The sequence below is a fragment of the Lachnoclostridium phytofermentans genome, from assembly GCF_000733755.1.
In the GTDB taxonomy this organism is placed as follows: Bacteria; Bacillota; Clostridia; order Lachnospirales; family Lachnospiraceae; genus Lachnoclostridium; species Lachnoclostridium phytofermentans_A.
The window spans coordinates 341,283-362,033 of record NZ_JPOF01000008.1; the positions used below are offsets into that span (position 1 = coordinate 341,283).

At 34.8% G+C, this 20,751-nt stretch carries 16 protein-coding genes; 10 read left to right on the forward strand and 6 right to left on the reverse strand.

Features of this window, described 5'->3' with window-relative positions; translation table 11 throughout:
• Positions 1-531 precede the first annotated feature (531 nt).
• Positions 532-1,935 carry a hypothetical protein gene (locus tag CC92_RS0120200; protein WP_029501713.1) on the forward strand — a complete coding sequence of 468 codons (1,404 nt, stop codon included), beginning with the start codon at positions 532-534 and terminating at the stop codon, positions 1,933-1,935.
• Positions 1,936-2,634: 699 nt separating this feature from the next.
• On the opposite strand, the gene CC92_RS22895 is transcribed toward CC92_RS0120200, so the two are convergent.
• The 3 genes from CC92_RS22895 to CC92_RS22900 form a co-directional block, all read right to left on the reverse strand.
• On the reverse strand, positions 2,635-2,793 hold the full coding sequence (locus CC92_RS22895) for a hypothetical protein (protein ID WP_029501712.1): 159 nt from the start codon (positions 2,791-2,793) through the stop codon (positions 2,635-2,637).
• 50 nt (positions 2,794-2,843) lie between these two features.
• Positions 2,844-3,038: a hypothetical protein gene (locus CC92_RS0120215; protein ID WP_029501711.1), complete on the reverse strand. Its 195-nt coding sequence runs from the start codon at positions 3,036-3,038 to the stop codon at positions 2,844-2,846.
• Between the two features lie 232 nt (positions 3,039-3,270).
• The gene (locus tag CC92_RS22900; RefSeq protein WP_162175497.1) at positions 3,271-3,462 is read right to left on the reverse strand and encodes a hypothetical protein; all 192 of its coding nucleotides are present in this window, start codon (positions 3,460-3,462) and stop codon (positions 3,271-3,273) included.
• 521 nt (positions 3,463-3,983) lie between these two features.
• On the opposite strand from CC92_RS22900, the gene CC92_RS0120225 reads away from it, so the two are divergent.
• The 3 genes from CC92_RS0120225 to CC92_RS0120235 all read left to right on the forward strand — a co-directional run bounded on the left by CC92_RS0120225 (position 3,984) and on the right by CC92_RS0120235 (position 6,393).
• Complete coding sequence (locus CC92_RS0120225; RefSeq protein WP_029501709.1) at positions 3,984-4,772, forward strand: transporter substrate-binding domain-containing protein; 789 nt, start codon at positions 3,984-3,986, stop codon at positions 4,770-4,772.
• 174 nt (positions 4,773-4,946) lie between these two features.
• Positions 4,947-5,660, forward strand: a complete 714-nt coding sequence (locus CC92_RS0120230) for an amino acid ABC transporter permease (RefSeq protein ID WP_029501708.1) — start codon at positions 4,947-4,949, stop codon at positions 5,658-5,660.
• The gene (locus tag CC92_RS0120235) at positions 5,650-6,393 is read left to right on the forward strand and encodes an amino acid ABC transporter ATP-binding protein (RefSeq protein WP_029501707.1); all 744 of its coding nucleotides are present in this window, start codon (positions 5,650-5,652) and stop codon (positions 6,391-6,393) included. Before CC92_RS0120230 ends, CC92_RS0120235 begins: the two co-directional genes overlap by 11 nt.
• Positions 6,394-6,540: 147 nt before the next feature.
• On the opposite strand, the gene CC92_RS0120240 is transcribed toward CC92_RS0120235, so the two are convergent.
• Complete coding sequence (locus CC92_RS0120240) at positions 6,541-7,839, reverse strand: immunoglobulin-like domain-containing protein (protein WP_029501706.1); 1,299 nt, start codon at positions 7,837-7,839, stop codon at positions 6,541-6,543.
• Positions 7,840-8,217: 378 nt separating this feature from the next.
• On the opposite strand from CC92_RS0120240, the gene CC92_RS0120245 reads away from it, so the two are divergent.
• The 3 genes from CC92_RS0120245 to CC92_RS0120255 are packed head-to-tail and all read left to right on the forward strand — an operon-like array spanning position 8,218 to position 12,811.
• Complete coding sequence (locus CC92_RS0120245) at positions 8,218-8,676, forward strand: MarR family winged helix-turn-helix transcriptional regulator (protein ID WP_029501705.1); 459 nt, start codon at positions 8,218-8,220, stop codon at positions 8,674-8,676.
• Positions 8,673-10,934, forward strand: a complete 2,262-nt coding sequence (locus CC92_RS0120250; protein WP_029501704.1) for an ABC transporter ATP-binding protein — start codon at positions 8,673-8,675, stop codon at positions 10,932-10,934. The genes CC92_RS0120245 and CC92_RS0120250 overlap by 4 nt, the downstream gene beginning before the upstream one ends.
• Positions 10,931-12,811, forward strand: coding sequence for an ABC transporter ATP-binding protein (locus CC92_RS0120255; RefSeq protein ID WP_029501703.1), 1,881 nt, complete (start codon positions 10,931-10,933; stop codon positions 12,809-12,811). The genes CC92_RS0120250 and CC92_RS0120255 overlap by 4 nt, the downstream gene beginning before the upstream one ends.
• Before the next feature lie 245 nt (positions 12,812-13,056).
• Here CC92_RS0120255 and CC92_RS0120260 read toward each other — a convergent pair whose 3' ends face one another.
• Positions 13,057-13,917 (reverse strand): alpha/beta fold hydrolase, encoded by an 861-nt coding sequence (locus CC92_RS0120260; RefSeq protein ID WP_029501702.1) that lies wholly within the window; start codon positions 13,915-13,917, stop codon positions 13,057-13,059.
• 154 nt (positions 13,918-14,071) lie between these two features.
• Positions 14,072-15,247, reverse strand: coding sequence for an IS256 family transposase (locus CC92_RS0120265; RefSeq protein ID WP_029501701.1), 1,176 nt, complete (start codon positions 15,245-15,247; stop codon positions 14,072-14,074).
• Between the two features lie 467 nt (positions 15,248-15,714).
• On the opposite strand from CC92_RS0120265, the gene CC92_RS0120270 reads away from it, so the two are divergent.
• The 3 genes from CC92_RS0120270 to CC92_RS0120280 all read left to right on the forward strand — a co-directional run bounded on the left by CC92_RS0120270 (position 15,715) and on the right by CC92_RS0120280 (position 20,743).
• Positions 15,715-18,414: a GH36-type glycosyl hydrolase domain-containing protein gene (locus tag CC92_RS0120270; protein WP_029501700.1), complete on the forward strand. Its 2,700-nt coding sequence runs from the start codon at positions 15,715-15,717 to the stop codon at positions 18,412-18,414.
• Between the two features lie 14 nt (positions 18,415-18,428).
• Positions 18,429-18,866 carry a hypothetical protein gene (locus tag CC92_RS0120275; protein WP_029501699.1) on the forward strand — a complete coding sequence of 146 codons (438 nt, stop codon included), beginning with the start codon at positions 18,429-18,431 and terminating at the stop codon, positions 18,864-18,866.
• A gap of 74 nt (positions 18,867-18,940) precedes the next feature.
• Positions 18,941-20,743: a sensor histidine kinase gene (locus tag CC92_RS0120280; RefSeq protein WP_029501698.1), complete on the forward strand. Its 1,803-nt coding sequence runs from the start codon at positions 18,941-18,943 to the stop codon at positions 20,741-20,743.
• Positions 20,744-20,751: the final 8 nt, after the last annotated feature.

Below are 20,751 nucleotides of genomic sequence, written 5' to 3' on the forward strand. Positions count from 1 at the left end.
GCTTCTATAAGCGGGGGTAGAGACTTGCGTGTTTCAGCAGGAGTAGTCCTGTTGAAATTCTACATAATGGAAATTAGTTTATGAGCAAGTAGCGTAAGCGGATTGCGAATATCCGATTTAATCATAAAAGGTTAGAGCGTTTTACTTATTGGCAACATTGAAATCATAGTGAACATTTGTCATTAGCGTAGACACAAAAGGTTAACTTTAGTTCCACTAAGTAACTTTGTGAGCAACCTGTGTAGTTAATTAACTAGTTGCATTATGAGTCCTATTCTGTTATTACAGGAGTAAATATCATATAAAAAGTTTATGCAAATAGAGAGGAACGATATGATGATAAAATTTGCCCATAATAAAAACGACAAAAAAAGATATTTTATGATTGGCATACTTATATTTTTTTCATTACTTAGCGTGTGTGTATTTATATTTAATCATAATTTAGAATGGAACTGGGAAAATCATATGCCAAAAGAATAGAAAGATAGTAGGCATAATTGGAGTGATTCCTACAATGCAACTTTTGATATGATGTTAGCTGAAAATGAATACATAGGAATTGGCATAAAAAATAATATTTACAGTAAAAAGGTTCAAAAAGAAATAACAGAAATTCTGGTAGATAAGTTTGAATTAATGAAAAAACAAACTTTATACAGACCAGATAAAAAAATTTACATTTATATTTTAGATAAAACTGTTCAGAATCAAATCTTTTTAGTAGATTCCAGTATTTATTGCTCTATTGATCATATCAATAGCGAAGACTTTCTTTATTATTTAGTTAGTCTTTATTTTGATATTAAGGAACCGTGGAAGGCAATAGGCTTATGTGGATATATAAACGAATCACTAATTGATAATAGTAAATTAGCGGATTATTACCTAAATGCCGACAACTTCGATTTGCTAGGATTGTTTGGCGGTAGATTTCTGCATGAATGGAATACGAAGGAAGAATTTGAGATAGCCTTCATGACCGCTTATTCTTACACAAAATATCTAATAAATGACAATGATATACTAGATTTTCTATATGATGATATGGATAATAGGCAAGAGTGGTTAACATCTATTGGTGTTAATAAGGAGTTAGATGAATCTAATGAAATTATGGATATAACATGTTATGCAAAGGATAATGAATATCCATTAATAGTTCATACGAATGATTCATCATATTATTTTAAACCAATTGAGAACTATTTTACAACTGCGGAGCAGATGGAGGAATTTATTCGTCTTGCGAAGGATTTTAGAGAGTACTTGCAAAATTACTTAAGAAAAAATGCTGCCATTAGTTTTAGTAAACTAAATGTGGATGTATCATATCGCTATTATATGCGAACAGGTCTTTCTCTCTGCTATGTGGATAGAAAGTCTAATGAAATTAATTTAGCATTTGGAATATATGGTCTTACTCATGAAATAGTGCATGAAATGATTCCTTATAAAAGAGATGAGAGATGGATAGATGAAGGATTAGCTGAATATTTAAGTTGTGTTGTTTATCCAAATAATGAAAAAAGAAAATGGTATTATGATACAATTTGTCAATTTGACAAGAATGATGATATTTACAAGTTTTATATTGAGCATGGTGGTAGTTTAAATAGTATCAGTGATTTTAATATGGAACTAGCAATAGATGCCTATTGCTATGCAAAACTAAGAAATCAATCATCAAGCTGGGAACAAGAACATTTTAATTCTCCTTTGATAAGTGATTTATATCATATTGATAATAAAAATAAGTCTAGAGGGGATGAGTTAACATACTTTCAGGCTAGCTCTTTTGTGAACTATTTAGTTAAAAAATATACCATTGATACAGTAATAGATTTCTGTAATAGTACAATATCTTATGAAGATTACTTTGGTTATTCGTATATTCAATTAAAACAAGATTGGATTGCAGAAATAGGGAAGTAGATGATGCTAAATAATATTGTGATAAATAATATTGTGATAAATAAAAAGCAGACATATGCTTCTAAAACCTTAAGATAATGAATCGAATTTCCACTGTAATGATATAGGTCATTCACAATACCTCTCATTTCTTTTGTATTTGTTCAAAAATATATTCCATGTAGTTCAACGGTTTAAATCATTTGCGATCACTGTTTGAACTAAAATGTAAATCAATGCAGAAGACGACAAGGATGTAGTGAAAAGATTTCGGAAGCCTAACATAGGGCACCGGAATCTTTTTTAAGTACATCCTGAATTTAGGCGTTTATACTATATCAGAGATTATGTTAGCAATACGTTTGGAAATGCCTACTACATAGCGAGAGATTCCAAAGGAATTCTTCGAAATGAAGTCCGATTTCCAGTTGAGGTACTAATTGATATTATGAACGACCGTGATAGATCAAATGATATCTTATTACAGAAAAATACCAAAAAAGGACTACTTTGGAAGGGGTGCGTTTGATTTTGGGGATGTAATAATGATTCATACAGATAAAACCAGTCTGGATGATTCGATGGTTGGTGGCATCTATTGATTGAGATATGAAATGAACGAAAAAAGTACAATATAATATGAATAAATGAAATTGATTTAACTATAATATGTAAGGATTGAAAGGAGTACTATCCTAACAATCCAAACGAACAAATTCTCTAATTATCTTCTTGTTCTGCTTCATTTACGATATCTTCCAGTACTTTAATTAAGTCTTGCATCGTATTAAGTTGGATGTTACGTTCTAAAATCATACTTCTAAGACCTTCTGATAATGAATCGAATTTGCTCTGTAATGCTGGAGCAACATAAGTCATTCTCAACACCTCGCATTTCTCTCGTGGTTATTTTAATAAGGAATTCTAACTTAATAGGTTCGGTTTTGTGTAAAACTATTAACGAATTGTTCCATTTCCTCTTTGGAATGGATATTCCTAGATTGCTCGACTACTTGTGTGCGCTTTTCCTTTGGCATAGAAGAAAATGCATTCATGGCAGTAGTGTCTTTGGCAAGTGCCATACTAAATCCAATTGGTATTTCTTGATTACTTAATAAGTCCATGTTTGTCTCTTCCTTTCAAAGATATTATCTGTAGATTTATAAAATAATATGTGATAAAAGAAATTACATAAATCAAGAAATAATAAATTGAGATTTTATTAAAGAATAATTGTATTTTAAATTATAAAGGGAGACTTAGCAGGATTATGCAAAGTCTCCTTTTACTATGAATAAAGTATTATTTTTGCTAATTAGAATGGTGAAAAACAATTACCTGATCCATTTGGGCATTTCAAGCCACTAAACCCGCTGGAGGAACTAAAGCCATCGGAGCAGATACCGTTACGAAATTCCTCTTCTCTGCAATGACTTCCAGAAGCACAACAACATCCTCGATCATGGCAGTCGAAGGAACATGAGAAACAATCACAATCCCTGTCTCTGTCCCTGTCTCTATCCCTATCCCTATCTCTGTCCCTATCACGATCCCTGTCTCGATCTCTGTCCCTATCTCTATCCCTATCACAATTACAGCAACAACGACGGCAACGACATCCTCTACAACCACATAAGCCTAAACCTAATAAACAACAACAACAAGACATAATTTTCAACTCCTTTCTATATTAATTTATGCGGTAAAGTCGAATATGTGATGAATAAAAAGAAAGGAGTCGGTTTTCTAAACAAAAACATTATATGTATAATTTTTTTACTTAATGTATAAAAAATAGATGGACATGTATAAATATAATATTGGATTTAATCCATAAAACCCAAGATAAATTCAGTAAAAACAACAATAATATGCAATGATTGAATACATTGATAGATGTATATTTAGAAGTAAAAAATAAAAATAACTAATATTTATAAATAATTGTTGCATTTTTATAAAAGGGGTGTTATAATTCGAATTGCAACAAAGATAAAGGAAAATACATAAGGAAAATGTGAGATTGTTATTAGAATAGTCTTTCCTATTAGATAAGAGGAGGAATCGTTATGAAGATGAAAAAAATTATGTCCGTAGTATTAGCAGGAGTGATGATGGCATCTCTTGCAGGGTGTGGAACCAAAAGCAATGTTAAGATTAATACAATTGCAGATTTAAAGGGAACAACGGTAGGTGTTCAGACAGGTACCACAGGTGATATTTTAGTTACGGATGATAAAGAGCTTGGAGTTAAAACAGTAGAACATTACAATAAAGGATTTGAAGCAGTTCAAGCTTTAATGCAAGGTAAGATTGATGCAGTGGTTATTGATGATCAACCAGCGAAGGTTTTTGTTGAGCAGAACAAAGGATTAAAGATTATAGATGAAGAATATACTACAGAAGCATATGCAATTGGTATCGCAAAGGATAATACGGAGTTAAAAGATAAAATCAACGCAGCCATTGCACAGATTAAAGAAGATGGAACACTACAAGGAATTATTGATTATTATATTGGAAATGTGGAAGGATCCACTCCTTACTTTAAAAAAGATGTGGAACGTCCAAATGGAACTTTAGTTATGGCTACGAATGCAGAGTTTCCTCCATATGAATACATTGAAAATAGTACAGTTATTGGACTTGACGTAGATATGGCACAGGCAATTGCAGATATTTTAGGTATGGAGCTTGAGGTAGAAGATATGGCATTTGACTCTATCATTGCAAATATTACTTCTGGTAAAGCTGATATTGGTGTAGCAGGTTTAACGGATAATGAAGAACGTAGACAGTCCATTGACTTCTCAGAAAGCTATTATACTGGACGACAAGTAATCATCGTAAAAGAGTAAGAAAATTTATATAAAAGAGTAAGAATTGAAGCTGATAAGATAGTGCTAGGCATAAGGAAACGTCCGCTAATGCGAACGTTTCTTTGCGTGATTTTTGGGTAGGAGCACTTGGAAGTGAAGTAAAGATATACTTTGTAAGGGGGTTGCGGTTTGTTTGGAAGTGTTGAGTTAACAATGTTTGAGAAAATAGAAGAAAAGTTTCAAAAGTTTTGTGATCGATTTGTATTGAATTTTATAGAGGATGACCGTTATATGTACCTAGTAAAGGGGTTAATGATTACGTTAGTAGTAACCTTTTTTGCTGTTCTGATAGGTGCATTACTTGGTTTTATCATAGCGTTAATTCGCTCCACTTATACCAAAACTGGTAAGTTACGTATCTTAAATTTTTTATGTAATATCTATATTACAGTAATTCGTGGTACACCAGTTATGGTTCAATTATTAATTATTTATTTTGTTATTTTTGGTTCCGTTAATATAAATAAAGTATTTGTAGCAGTGTTAGCCTTTGGATTAAATTCTGGTGCTTATGTAGCAGAGATTGTACGTTCTGGTATTATGGCAGTGGATGAAGGGCAGTTTGAAGCAGGTAGAAGTCTTGGATTTACCTATGCTCAGACTATGCGAATCATTATTTTACCTCAGGCAATTAAGAATATCTTACCTGCACTCGGTAATGAATTTATTGTTTTATTAAAGGAAACCTCAATTTGTGGTTATATCGCATTAGAAGATTTAACAAAAGCTGGAGATATTATTCGTGGCCGTACCTATGATGCTTTTATGCCACTCATCGCAGTTGCATTAATTTATCTGGTATTAGTTATTATCTTTACGAAACTAGTTAACTCATTGGAGAGGAGGTTGAGAAGCAGTGACCACTGATGCAGAAGTAATAATCAAAGTTGAAAATCTTCATAAGGTCTACAATAAAGTACATGCGTTAAATGGAATCAATGAAGAGATAAGAAGAGGCGAGGTTGTTGTCGTTGTTGGACCATCCGGTTCTGGTAAATCAACCTTTTTAAGATCATTAAACTTATTAGAAGTTCCAACAGAAGGCAAGATATATTTTGAAGGAACAGACATTACAGACAAGGCGACAGACATCAATAAGCACCGTCAAAGAATGGGAATGGTATTCCAACATTTTAACCTCTTTCCTCATATGACAGTGTTAAAAAATCTTATGATAGCACCTATGAAACTTCAAGGAAAAAGTGAAGAAGAAGCAAAGAAGAAGGCGCTTGAGTTATTAGATCGTGTTGGATTGGCTCATCGTGCGGATGCATATCCATCCCAATTATCTGGTGGTCAAAAACAAAGAATTGCAATTGTTCGAGCACTTGCAATGGATCCTGATGTTATGCTATTCGATGAACCAACCTCTGCCTTAGATCCTGAGATGGTTGGTGAAGTTCTTGACATTATGAAGGAACTTGGTAGAGAAGGAATGACGATGGTTGTTGTTACTCATGAGATGGGTTTTGCGAAAGAAGTGGCAGACCGTGTTATTTTTATTGATCAAGGTGTTATTCAGGAACAAAATAGTCCTGCTGAATTTTTTGGGAATCCACAGAATAAGCGATTAAAGGATTTCTTATCAAAAGTATTATAATATTATATTGATCTAAGTAGAAAGCACCCAGTTAAGAAGGAATTCTTAACTGGGTGCTTTCTACTTAGAATGGATTTTAGTTATGACGAAACTTCGATGGAAAAATCGAATGTAAAGAATAACACTAAGTGTTCTTGTTTCGAGTACCTATTTCATGACAATAGTTGTCTCTCCAGATGCCAAAGCCTTACGTGATGAGGAGTAATAGGTGATTCGTACGGTATAAACCCCAGGATCAAGCCTTGTAGTACAGGAAGTAAGAGTAGTATCTGCAGTCATTTCAAAACGAAGTTCATTCGTTCCATATGTGAAAATCTGGATCGATGTTTGACGGACTGATTTGTGATCACGGCCCCGAAGATTAGAGCTCCAGCTTAGAGAAACCGTATTCTTGTTATTGTTATTAACATTATCAGATTGTTTTATAGTGATTGAATTTTTTACATAAGTACCGAGAACTACCAGGTTAAATGATTTCTTTACACTTATCCCGTAAAATGATAACGTAGCGGTTAACTTTACTTTTGTATCATATAATGGTCTAGTTACAATACCTTGAGAACTTATTATGGATGGATCAGAAGATTGCCAAGTTATAGTACATCCGTATTTTCCTAATACCGGTAGTATAAGATTTGAAATAACACTACTGGATTTATCATTGTTTGAAAAGATAATGGAGAGGATATCGCTTTCATCCTCCAATAAATCTTTTTTATCATCCGTAATTGTTAAGGTACTCACTTTCAGTGGATTTGTGGAATCAAAATAATTTTCTGAAGTAACAAAAATCTTTATTTGATACGTACCTTCTGATAAATCTAGATAATCTGTATCAAAGGATATGCTACTTAAATTATAACTGGTTGCTTGTGGATTTACTTTGACTTCTGTTATAACTTTTGTATTATACCAATCGTTTCTACAAAGCTGTACGGTGACATTTGTTAATTTTGAGGTGGCATATACCATACCACTAAGGAATAAGGTTTCTTCCTCTGCAACAACATAGTTATCACTAACACCAGTTAAGTTAGGGACGATAACTTGAGTACCTTTTACAATTACGGAAAATTGTTTTACTCTTGTCTGATTATTGTTAATTAAGATTGCTGATAAAGTTACATAAGTATCCGAACCAGTTGGCCTAGTAACCTTACCAGTGGTGCTAATAATTGCTGGATTATCGGAATACCAGATTACGGTTGATTGATTAGCACAAACAGTTGGCAGAGTAATTGAGGAAGTAACAGAATTTGCATTATCATTCGTGCTAAAGATTAGATTTAACAGTTGATAATCAAGCTCTAATTTATAAGCTGTGTCAGTAGCTGCATCAAATTTCCCAGCAGGGAGACTGGCAGCATTAACAGTACTGTATGGAAAACTCATGAGTATAGTAAGGAAAAAAGAGAATAAGATCTTAGTAATTTTCTTTAGTTTCATGTTCAACCTCCTAACATTGTGATTTAAGCTTCAAGATTAATTTACAGTAAAAAATTGACAAAAGTATGACGCAGATATGTCAAAGATAAGGTATTTTGATTACTAGAAAGGATAAAAAAGAGAAGGAAGTAAATACTAAATTTAAAATATTAGTATTTGCTTAAATAAAAATTAAATCTAAATAAATCTGTTGACTACTCAACAAAATGGTGCTAGAATAGCAATCTGTTGAGTAGTCAACATTTTTAGTTTTTAAGAAACAGTGTTTTATTAAGTAAAACGCTAAGTAAAAGATAAAAATCGTGTGACTGTAAAGTGGATGGTTTTATCAAATGGCTCGTTATTTTTTATAGAAATGATAAGATAGGGAGGATTATCATGTATGAACATAGGTCAGAATATTTTCCAATCTGGTTTGATAAAATTAAAAAAATAGCACAAAGACGACAGCAGGAAGCATTAAAACCTTATGGTCTTTCCAGTATTCATGCCATGTATCTTGTGGTATTGATGCATCAACCAGAGGGTATGACATTCAAAGAGATATGTGAAAAGCTTTGTGTCGATAAGGCAAATACCTCCAGAGCCGTTAATGTATTAGAAGAAAAAGGTTATGTATTTAGAGATTATACGAGTGCTGGGGTTTTAAAATATAAGATAATTCTAAGTGAGGAGGGGAAGAATATAGCGCAGGAGGTAGGCTGTACGATGAAAAAATTTCATCAACAGCTTATTGAGTCATTGACCGAAGAAGAGATAAAAGCTGTGCGAGAGATAATGTTTAAAATTGCGAAAGCAGTAGATGATATGGAAAATGACAAGGAGGAAAAAGCATGAAATTAATAATGAGATACCTAAAACCCTTTGCAGGGGTTGTGGTGCTTTGTATTTTGCTTTTGTTTGGGCAGGCGATGAGTGATTTAAGCTTACCAACCCTAATGAGTGACATTGTAACGAATGGTATACAAAATAGTGGTATTGAAGAACAGGCACCAAAGGCAATTAGTGAGAAAGGGATGACCCTTATTACAGCCTTTATGACAGAGGAAGACAAACAACAGTTTCTTAACTCATACCAATTCATAGATAAAGATTCCGAGGAAGCAAGCGAATATCGTAATGACTATGAGTTATTAGACCAGGAATCTATATATGTAAGAAAAAATTTAAGTAAAGAAGAATTAGTTCCAATAGAAGACAGTTATGGTAAAGCTACATTAGCTTTTGTAACCATGATGCAAAAGCAGATGGAACAACAAGCTGGACAGAAAAACGAAACAAGCAACTCAGAGGATGAAAATTTTGCTGGAATGACGACAGAAAAGCTATATGAAGTTCTACCAATGATCGAGGCAATGCCAAAGGAAGTTATGGCGGAATTTATACAGGTTGCATCAGCAAGTGATTCTTTCCTTCATGCACAGATGGGTGTTACATTTACCAAGATGTTTTATGAAGAACTTGGTATAAATATCAACCATATACAAAGAACTTATATTATACTTACTGGACTAAAGATGCTTGCTATTGCATTAGCTGGTGTGATTGCTGCAATCTTAGTTGGATTTTTTGCTTCTAGAATGTCAGCGAGAGTGGCACAGCGTATGAGAAGAGATGTATTTTCTAAGGTAGAAAGCTTTTCAAGTGCCGAATACGATAAATTCTCTACAGCATCTTTGATTACAAGAACTACAAACGATATACAACAGGTTCAGATGCTAATTGGTATGGGCGTTCGAATGATGTGTTATGCACCAATTATGGGTATCGGCGGTATTATCTTTGCGGTAAACAAATCCGTATCCTTAAGCTGGATTATCGCAGTTGCAGTACTTGTATTACTCGGATTAATAGCGATTATATTCGGGGTCGCGTTACCAAAATTTAAAGCGTTACAAAAGTTAATCGACCGACTTAACTTGGTTAGCCGTGAGAACTTAAGTGGTATGATGGTAATTCGTGCATTTGGAAATGAAGGTTATGAAGAAAATCGTTTTGAAGTTGCTAACGGTGAGTTAAGTAAAACAAATCGTTTTGTACAAAGAACGATGGCCTTTATGATGCCAGCCATGATGCTTTTAATGAACTGTGTTACATTAGTAATTGTATGGAGTGGTAGCCATGCGATAGCGGACTCTACCTTACAGATTGGTGATATGCTTGCCTTTATGCAATATGCAATGCAAATCATCATGTCCTTCTTAATGATCGCAATGATGTTTATTATGGTTCCAAGAGCTTCTGTTTCTGCGGTACGTATTCGTGAAGTACTAGATACTAATCTAGAGATTACTGACAAAAAGAAGACTGTTAGCTTAGTGGAAGATGCTAAGAAAAATGGGAAAAGCGTACAGGGAAGAGTTGTATTTAAAGATGTATCTTTCCGTTATCACAATGCGGAATCCGATGTGTTAGAGAATATTAGCTTTACTGCAAAACCAGGTGAAACTACTGCATTTATCGGTTCGACTGGTTCTGGTAAATCAACACTCATTAATTTAGTTCCTAGATTTTATGATGTTACGAAAGGTAGTATCGAAATTGATGGTGTTGATATTAGAGACTTAAAACAAGAAGAACTTCGAGATTTAATCGGATATATACCGCAAAAGGGTGTTTTATTTACTGGTGATATCGAATCTAACATTCGTTACGGTAAAGAGCTGGCAGAAATTTCTGAAATTGATAAAGCAATTGAGGTTGCTCAAGCAAAGGAATTTGTTGATTCTACAGAGGATGGTATCAAGACACCGATTGCACAAGGAGGTACCAATGTCAGTGGTGGACAGAAACAGCGTTTGTCCATTGCTAGAGCATTAGTAAAAAAACCACCAATCTATATCTTTGACGATAGTTTTTCTGCATTAGACTTTAAGACAGATTCCGCACTTCGTGCTGCTTTAAAGAAATACACTTCCAATGCAACCGTATTAATTGTTGCGCAGCGTGTTAGCACAATAATGAATGCAGAACAAATTATTGTGTTGGATGAAGGTAAAGTAGTTGGTATTGGTACTCATAAAGAGCTTCTGGCTAATTGTAAAGAGTATCAAGAAATTGCGGAAAGCCAGTTGTCAAAGGAGGAATTAGCATGAGTGAAGAAAGAGGCATAACTCCTAAGAGCCCGCAGCGCCGAATGAAAGGACCAATGGGTGGTCCGATGGGCGGCATGGGAATGGGCGGTGAGAAGGCAAAGAACTTTAAAGGTAGCTTAAGAAAGTTAATGTCATATCTGGCACCGTTTCGTATACAAATTATCTTTGTTATCGTGTTTGCTGCTATTTCCACGGTATTTACAATTGTAGGCCCTAAGATATTAGCGAAAGCAATCGATGAATTAACGAATGGCATCATGGGTAAAATCAGCGGAAAAGGTGGAGGAATTGATTTTTCCTACATCGCGATGATCATGTTGTGGTTAGTACTTCTTTATGTAATTAGCGCGATATTTTCCTATATGCAGGGACATCTAATGGCTGGAGTTTCCACGGATATGGCTTATAATCTAAGAAATGCAATTATGAAGAAGATGAATAAGCTACCATTTAGCTACTATAACAAAACCAGTCATGGAGAAGTATTATCAAGAATTACGAACGATGTCGATACTTTAAATATGACGTTAAATCAGAGTATTACCCAAATGATCACTTCAGTAACTTCGGTGATTGGTGTATTAATCATGATGCTTTCTATCAGTTGGAAGTTAACTATCATAGCAGTTTTAATCCTTCCATTCTCCTTACTTTTAGTAATGGGAGTAGTGAAGAAATCTCAAAAGTATTTCCAAGGTCAGCAAAAATATCTTGGTCGCGTCAATGGACATATCGAAGAGATGTATGGCGGACACTTGGTTGTTAAAGCCTTTAATGGAGAAGAAAAATCTCTTGAAAAGTTTGATCAAGAGAATGAAAAGCTTTATGAGAGTGCTTGGAAATCTAATTTCCTTTCTGGATTAATGATGCCAATTATGAGTTTTGTAGGTAATCTCGGTTATGTATTAATTTGTATCGTTGGTGCATCGATGGCAGCAGGTGGAACTATGACAATTGGTGGTATCCAGGCATTTATCCAATATGTTCGTTCCTTTACTCAGCCAATTACCCAAATTGCAAACATCTCAAATCAGATTCAGCAGATGGTAGCTGCTGCGGAGCGTGTGTTTGAATTCTTAGATGAAAAAGAAGAAAGCGCAGATGATGTAAAGGTTGCTATGAAGGATATTGATCTAAAGGGTGATGTAACCTTTGAGCATGTACGTTTTGGATATGAGGATACTGATCAGGTAGTCATTAAAGACTTTTCTGTTAAGGTAAAAGCAGGGCAGAAGGTAGCGATTGTCGGACCAACTGGTGCTGGTAAGACAACGATGGTTAAGTTATTGATGAGATTCCATGAAATCAATAGTGGTGCCATCTATGTAGATGGTCATAACACCAAGGAATTCTCTCGTTCTGATCTTCGTACCGAGTTTGGTATGGTACTTCAGGATACCTGGTTATATAACGGCACCATTATGGATAACATCCGTTATGGTAAATTAGATGCAACCGATGAAGAAGTTATAAAGGCTGCGAAGGCTGCCCAGGTGGACCACTTTGTTCGTACGTTACCTGATGGATATCAGATGGTATTAAATGAAGAAGCAAGTAATATATCCCAAGGACAGAAGCAGTTGTTAACGATAGCAAGAGCAGTACTTGCAGATTCAAAGATACTTATCTTAGATGAGGCAACAAGCTCTGTTGATACCAGAACAGAAGTATTGATCCAAAAGGCAATGGATAACTTAATGAAGGGTAGAACTAGCTTCATCATTGCTCACCGTCTCTCTACTATTCGAAATGCAGATATTATCCTTTGTATGAAGGATGGCGATATTGTTGAGCAGGGTAATCATGAAGAACTCATGAAACTTGGCGGTTTTTATGCAAATCTTTATAACAGCCAGTTTGAAAAATTGCCGGCATAGAGTTTGCTAAAATTATAGAAGAATAAGCAATCAGAATAAAGAGCTTTTTCATATAGATAAGTGATTATCTATGTAGAAAAAGCTCTTTTTTTCTAGCTCTATGTCAAACCCTGAGTATGTTATTCTAAAGCATGCCTAAGTAGAGGATGTTGAGCTATTTTAATTCTAGTTTGTGCAATAAAAGACTACTAGTATTTTACAGTTAGTAGTTAATGAATATTTTCTATTAAAATCATATTAAGAAACTATTTTTTTAAAAAGTCTACTATGACATTTTTTATACTTTGAGGCATAATGTGCATATGACCACTATCTTTCAGTTCATAAGTGCTACAATTTGAAATGATTTGCTTTGCTCTTCTTAAAACTTTTTTAGCAGGAAACAGACAATCCTTCTCGGAAGCAATAACAAGTGTTGGAGAATTATAAGCAGACATTTTTGTGGCTTCAACATTTGTTGGCATACCAGTTTTTGTTTTTACATTATCAAAGCTATCTTTTATTATATCTAAAGTATCTTTATCAAGAACATCTTCGTTTAATGCCATATGTAACGCAGTTTTTATAAGAAATTTATCTTTTTTCGTAATACAGTATTGCAATAAAGGTATCATCATTTTCATTGATGATATTGGGAAGGCATTATCTATTCCTGCAGGTACAACTAAAACTGCTTTTTCAACCTTTTCTGGAGCAACACACATTAGTTTGGCTAAGACACCACCACCGAACGAACCGCCAAAACAAGAGATTTTTTCGTAACCAATTTTTTCAATAACCTCACTTGCCCATTTTCCATAGTCATATCCTCTATGCGACAAACATACTTCATCACTTTTTCCTGGATGTCCAATTATATCTACTGCATATAGGTGAAAATCATCGATAAGAAAATTACACATTAGCGAATTATATGCTGATGTACTGTTACCCCCATGAAATACAAGCAATGGAGTTCCCTCTCTATTTCCAGTTTCGACTATATGGGTTCTACCGAATGATGTTTCTACATAAACATCTAAACAGGGCAAACCCAATCTTGAAAGTTGCATATCGTATAATTCAAGCGATTTTTTTCGTCCTTCTTTTGACTTGTATATGCTCATATAGTTACTCCATGAATTTTATTTTAATAATATATCTTTTTGGATTATTAAAACATGTATTTGTATTAATAATATATCTTTTTGGATTATTAAAGATAGCGTCAAGAATTTTGTGTAAACACTTCCTACCAGGTAGACCACTCCTGGGCTAACTTTAATCAAAGAGTTCATTTAGTTCAGCTGACGCCTGAGCAAAACCTTTATGAATTCTTGTGCTGAAACGGTTGTTATAATCACTACAAAAGCTACAGACATAACGCTCCAAGGAATCCTCATTTGGAAACTGTTCTTTGCGTTTGGTTCCTCTTTTGAGATTTTTATTAAAGCCTTCTATCAGATTAGTAGTATAAATGCTTGCTTTAATCTGAGTAGGAAATTCATAAAAAGTAAACAGGCTATCATTATCTTTAAGAACCTTGACTGCCTTTGGATATACAACAGCATACTTTTTCATGAAGGAATCTAAGAACTCTTTCGCTTTTTCAATGGTTTCAGCTTTATACACTGGTTTTAAGTCATCCATCACTTTGGATTTATCCTTTGCACGAACATGTTTCATTACATTTCTAGCAACGTGAGTCCAGCAACTTTGATGCTTTGCTTTTGGGTATACTTCTAAGCAAGCATTTTTAAAACCATTGAGTCCATCTGTAACAAAGAGTAGAACCTGTTCCAAACCACGCTGTTTTAAGGACTGTAGCATTTCTCTGTAATTATCAGCTGTTTCACTTGGGTAAAGAGCATAATCTAAGACTTCTTTCTCTCCCTCATGAGTGATACCAATAAGGATATGCAGAGCTTCCTTGGCAACACTATCACGACGTACACTAAGGTAAGTCGCATCGCCATAGATAATGGCATATTTATCAGAAATAGGACGCTGATGAAAAGCCTCAACTTGCGCCTGGACAGCTTTGGTTATATTTGAAACAGTCGCTGGACTGTAGTGATGACCATACATTTTTTCTATAAGATCAGCAATCTCACGGGTTGTGATTCCTTTTTTATACAGCTGTATCACAGTGGTTTCTAAAGAATCCGTGTTTCTTTGATAAGCCGGAACTGTCTTCTGCGAAAACTCTCCATTACGATCGCGAGGGATTTTAATATTCAGGTCCCCAAAATGAGAATGAATCGTTCTTTCATAGTAACCGTTTCTAGAATTGCCTGAATTATAGCCTTCTATAGAGTATTTCTCATAGTTGAGGAAAGCAGTAAGCTCAGTAGTTAGTATTTCGTTAGTAGCCGTTTCAAGTTCCTGACGAAAAATTTCATCAACTGATTCATTTTTTAATAGTGCAGACAATAATTTTGTGTTAAGATAAGACATAAGGGAACTCCTTCTTTTGTGTTTATTGTTTGGTCACTTTAAACTATAAAAGAAGTCGGTTCCCTTTTCTAGTATTATTTTTCTAGAAGAACCTGTTTACACATAATATTTTACACTACCTTATTAAAACATGTATTTGTATTAATAATATATCTTTTTGGATTATTAAAACATGCATTTGTTTTAATAATATAGTTTTTCGGATTATTAAAACATGTGTTTGTTTTAATAATATAATATCATTTTATACTACGAACTATCAAGAGTAAGTTATCAATGTTCTTACCTTCTTAAATAAACTTACGTGTAAATTACGGAAAGAGTAAAAATATTGCACCAAAAACTAAAAATATTAGATTTTTATTTTCAAGTAGAATTCTATAATAGATACTGGGGGGATTATGCAGCCCTGGTTATTTTTTATGAAGGAATAAGAATCGGTAGATCGATTGAAAGGAGAATATGAAATGAGACAATATCAATATTTGAATGAATATGCTGATTTTATGTTAGAGGACCCAGAGTTAACAAGTTATCTCTATTTTCCGATTGCAAATGAAAATGGGGTGATGGCATCTGTGACACCTTCCTTACATGGGGACAATAAGATGGGGCAAAATACATTTTTATTGGCGCCTGTGAGTGCAGAGGAATTACACAATAGTAAAGTAGCGCGAAATTTTTGGTGCAACATTGAAGGGAGAAAACCTTGGTCGGTGGTTGGAAATTCCAGTGACCAGCAGGCAAAACTGTTTCAAGATGGAAAAGAGAAAACTTATTTAAGAGCAGGGGTTATGTGGCAGGAGGTCGAGAGAAGCTCAGAAAGCAACGGACTGAAAGCCAAGGTGCTATCTCTGGTACCTGCTTCCGGAGAGACCGTTGAGCTTATGAGAGTAACGATACAAAACATTGGAAATGATAATATAACCTTTACACCAATTGCTGCAATACCACTCTATGCGAGATCAGCGGATAATTACAGAGACCATCGTCATGTTACCTCTTTATTGCATCGAATCTGTACAACAGAATATGGTGTCATAGTAAATCCTACCCTTACTTTTGATGAACGTGGACATAAGAAAAATGAAGTTATTTATGGAGTATTGGGTGCTACGAATGAAGCTGATCCTCCTGTATCTTTCTACCCTACAGTAGAAGAATTTATTGGTGAGGGCGGAAGTTTCGAACAACCTAGAGCCCTTTATACTAAGGACATTGTTGCAGTTACAGCTGGTGAGAAAGTGGCAGGATATGAGGCACTTGGTGGACTTGTATTTGAAAAAGTGACCTTACGAGTGGGAGAAGAAAGATCATATCTTATAGCAATGGGGTATGGCACCTCGGAGGAAGATTTTAAGAAAGAAGCTATGAAGTTTCTTTCATCAAAAGCTTTTGAGGATATCTTATTCTATACGAAAAATTATTGGAATCAGAAAATCAACATTCACTATCATACTAAAAATAAGGATTTTGATCATTTTATGCATTGGGTAAACTTTCAACCGATGTTACGACGAATCTATGGGTGCTCCTTCCTGCCACACCACGATTATGGAAAAGGAGGAAGAGGGTGGCGTGATCTTTGGCAAGATTGTTTAGCGCTACTTATGATGAACCCGTCGGGTGTTCGGGAGATGCTTCATGATAATTTTTCAGGAATTCGTATGGATGGTACCAATGCAACTATCATAGGGGCAAAACAGGGAGAGTTTATTGCCGATCGTAATAATATCACCAGGGTATGGATGGATCATGGAGTCTGGCCTTTGTTTACCACGGATTTGTACATAAAACATAGCGGTGATATTAGCTTCCTATTAGAGGAAGCAGGCTATTTTAAAGATATGCAAGCGGTCAGAGGGGAAGAAAAGGATACCCAATATAACGATAGTCTTGGAAAAAGGGTTAGGACAGTTGAAGGGGAAGAATACCGGGGAACAATCTTAGAGCACTTATTGCTTCAGAACTTAACTGCATTCTATGATGTGGGTGAGCACAATCACATCCGCTTACGTGGCGCGGATTGGAATGATGCACTTGATATGGCAAAGGAACGTGGAGAAAGTGTAGCATTTACAGCTGCCTATGCATTGAATCTTACTACACTAGCACAGCTCTTAGAAAAACTTGAGGAAAGTGGAGTTACTAGGATACTTCTTGCAAAAGAGATGGAACTTTTATTCACAGAGGATATTATCTGTTATGGCAATATCAAGCGTAAAAAAGAAATCCTTTATGATTATTGTAAGCAGGTGAAGGAGACTGTGAGTGGACATAAAGTGGAGGTTTTAGTATCCAATCTAGTTTATAATTTAAAGAACATGTCGGAATGGATAAAAGAACACATCCGTAGTGAAGAATGGTTAACAAGTGCGGAAGGATTTCATTGGTTTAATGGTTATTATGATAATCATGGTCAGAGGGTAGAAGGTGATTTTTCACAGGGTGTTCGTATGATGCTAACCAGCCAGGTTTTTACGATTATGTCAGGGGTTGCAACAAAGGATCAAGTTAAGGATGTAGTTCGTGCAGCAGATCACTATCTCTATGAAGAACGGATAGGAGGCTATCGTCTTAATACTGACTTTGGAGAAGTAAAACTTGATTTAGGTAGAATGTTTGGATTTGCTTATGGTCAAAAAGAGAATGGAGCAGTATTTTGCCATATGGCAATTATGTATGCCAATGCCTTATACCAACGAGGTTTTGTAAAAGAGGGGTATCATGTGATAGATAGCCTATTTCGGCATTGCAATAATTTTTCGGTGAGCAGAATCTATCCTGGAATTCCAGAATATATCGGAGAAAATGGACGTGGACTATATCATTATCTGACAGGCTCAGCAAGCTGGTTATTACTAACAGTTCTTACTGAAATGTTTGGAATTAAAGGGAAATATGGTGATTTATATTTTGAACCAAAACTGTTGTTAGAGCAGTTTAAGCAGGATGGTACTGCAACGGTTGAATTTATATTTGCTGATAGATCTTTTGAAGTTACGTATGAAAACAGTAAGAAGATGGAAGTAACAGAGTATCAAGTTGCTAGAATTGTATTAGATGGAACGCATTATGAGTCAAAGGAATTTGGCTGTATAAGACGTAGGGATATACTTGAACTTTCTGAACATCGAAAGCACTTCATTACAATTATATTAAGCTAGTGAGGAGAAATGCTATGAAAAAAGAATGGATTGAAGTAGTTAGCTATGAAGAAGAGGGATATCAACCGTTAATAGACTATGGATCTTGGAGAGTTGCTATCTTAAATTATTGTGATGAGCTTTTAATTGAACAGATTGGAAAGATGCAAAAACACAATAAAACGGATGAAGTATTTGTTTTATTAGAAGGAGAATGCACCTTATTCACTGGTGGTATGGGTGATAGTTTAGAAGAAATCGATGTTATCTTTATGGAACCGAATCGGATATATAATATAAAAAAAGGAGTTTGGCATACTCATACCTTAAATCAGAAAGGAAAAGTGCTAATTGTTGAAAATCAGGATACTTCAGATGAAAATTCACCAACTATCTTATTAAATTTAGAACAGAAGGGAAAATTACGAAAATGTTTCGAAAAAATTACCACTATTACCAAAAGTATGGTATAATATTTATGCAATATTACTATAAAACAAATAGATTCTAATAACTATGAGGTAAGCGTGAACTTGGAGGGTACAGTATGAACATAGGGAAGGCAGTCCAAGCAATCAAAAAAAGAATTAACATACGTACTAAGATAATTCTCTTATATCTTAGTGTTCTTATCTTATCGTTCACGCTTTCTATTGGGATATTTCGTATTATTCATCAAAAAAGTTTGGAACGAGAAGTCGGTGATGCTACGATGCAGACTGTCAATGCATTAAAGGGAAATTTGAATTTTATTTTCGATAATGTCAGTCAGTTTTCCACGCTGATTTATTTTGACCGCAGTGTTCAAAATTCATTAAAAAACATTGATTCTGCCAGCATTGATCCGCATATCCACCAGACAATACAGCGTAGCCTTGTGAACATGTTACTTTCTGGTGATTACATATCGAGTGTATTTATCTTTGATATCTATAACAACTATTATTACTCTTATAAAATTGGACCCATCGCAGTAGATAAAGATAAGGTTCATCAAACCAACTGGTTTCAGGATTTAAAACAAAACAAGGGTGAACCAATGTTTATCTCAAAAAGTGAAGATATCATTCAGTTTATTACGAGACCAGATCATAATTATATCTCACTTGTCCGTGAAATATCAGACGTTGAGGATTATTCCCCTTTGGCAACTCTTTTACTGACCATAGATGAAAAAACAATTCAAAAATACTTTGATGAGGTCGGAAAACAGTACAATTCACAGTATTGCATCGTTGATTCTAAAGGCAATTATATCATTTACCCCTCCAATTATGATAAGACAATGGACGAGTATTTTCTGATGGAACAAGAGGTGGATAATGGGTATGAAGTTTGTCATGCCAATAATCAATCTATGATACTGGCAAGGCAAGACTTAGGTATTCACGATTGGAAGTTGGTTGGGATGCTTCCTGTCAGTGATAATATGAATCTAAGTGACTACTATAAATCTTCTATTCTACTTATCATCGGACTTAATTTCATATTTGTTTTTGTATGTTCCCTAGTGTTAACGAAGTTAATTTTCCATCCGTTATCTAAGGTTCAAAAACAAATGGAGATGGTGGAACGCGGCGAATTTATAGAGATGCCTGTGAAACCAGAGCATACCGATGAGATTTCACAACTGAAAAAAGTATTTAACCAGATGGTGCGGGCAATTATTGATTTAATCCATCAGGTGAAGAAAGAAGAAAAGATTATTGCACAAGGAGAACTGCAATTATTACAGGCACAAATCAATCCTCACTTTCTATACAATACCCTGGATGCTGTTTCTGCACTGGCACTTATTGAGGATCATGAAAATTGCCTTAAAATGACACAAGCCCTGGGGAATTTTTACCGAAATAGCTTGAATAGCGGCAAGGATTTAGTAACAGTGGAGGATGAGCAAAGTTGTATTGATAGTTATGTGACCATATTAAATATTCGATACGATAATAAGGTTACTCTTCTATGGGACATAGAGGATAGGATAAAAAAAGAGCCAATTTTAAAGCTTATTCTTCAGCCAATCGTGGAGAATGCAGTGCATCATGGAATCCGTTATAAGGAGGTACAAGGAACGATTCATGTGAAAGGATACCTAGATGAGGAAGACATGATTTTTATTATTACAGACAATGGTGTAGGAATGCCCGAGGAACGGATAAAGCAAATTCTTGAGGGGAAAACAAAGACAGGAAAATCAGGCTTTGGTTTGCATAGTTCGATTCAAAGGATCGCGTTATTTTATGATATAAAAAATCCTATGACAATTCATAGTGAAGTTGGAATTGGTACAGAAGTTATTCTTCGTGTTAAGAAAATCCAAAGAATAGAAACAGGAAGAAAAATCAATTGATACGATGG

Excerpts from the sequence above, each read along its gene's own strand:
- CC92_RS0120200 (WP_029501713.1), top strand. The coding sequence starts at position 532 with ATGATGTTAGCTGAAAATGAATACATAGGAATTGGCATAAAAAATAAT.
- CC92_RS22895 (WP_029501712.1), bottom strand. The coding sequence starts at position 2,793 with ATGACTTATGTTGCTCCAGCATTACAGAGCAAATTCGATTCATTATCA.
- CC92_RS0120215 (WP_029501711.1), bottom strand. The coding sequence starts at position 3,038 with ATGGACTTATTAAGTAATCAAGAAATACCAATTGGATTTAGTATGGCA.
- CC92_RS0120225 (WP_029501709.1), top strand. The coding sequence starts at position 3,984 with ATGAAGATGAAAAAAATTATGTCCGTAGTATTAGCAGGAGTGATGATG.
- CC92_RS0120230 (WP_029501708.1), top strand. The coding sequence starts at position 4,947 with ATGTTTGAGAAAATAGAAGAAAAGTTTCAAAAGTTTTGTGATCGATTT.
- CC92_RS0120240 (WP_029501706.1), bottom strand. The coding sequence starts at position 7,839 with ATGAAACTAAAGAAAATTACTAAGATCTTATTCTCTTTTTTCCTTACT.
- CC92_RS0120245 (WP_029501705.1), top strand. The coding sequence starts at position 8,218 with ATGTATGAACATAGGTCAGAATATTTTCCAATCTGGTTTGATAAAATT.
- CC92_RS0120250 (WP_029501704.1), top strand. The coding sequence starts at position 8,673 with ATGAAATTAATAATGAGATACCTAAAACCCTTTGCAGGGGTTGTGGTG.
- CC92_RS0120255 (WP_029501703.1), top strand. The coding sequence starts at position 10,931 with ATGAGTGAAGAAAGAGGCATAACTCCTAAGAGCCCGCAGCGCCGAATG.
- CC92_RS0120260 (WP_029501702.1), bottom strand. The coding sequence starts at position 13,917 with ATGAGCATATACAAGTCAAAAGAAGGACGAAAAAAATCGCTTGAATTA.
- CC92_RS0120265 (WP_029501701.1), bottom strand. The coding sequence starts at position 15,247 with ATGTCTTATCTTAACACAAAATTATTGTCTGCACTATTAAAAAATGAA.
- CC92_RS0120270 (WP_029501700.1), top strand. The coding sequence starts at position 15,715 with ATGAGACAATATCAATATTTGAATGAATATGCTGATTTTATGTTAGAG.
- CC92_RS0120275 (WP_029501699.1), top strand. The coding sequence starts at position 18,429 with ATGAAAAAAGAATGGATTGAAGTAGTTAGCTATGAAGAAGAGGGATAT.
- CC92_RS0120280 (WP_029501698.1), top strand. The coding sequence starts at position 18,941 with ATGAACATAGGGAAGGCAGTCCAAGCAATCAAAAAAAGAATTAACATA.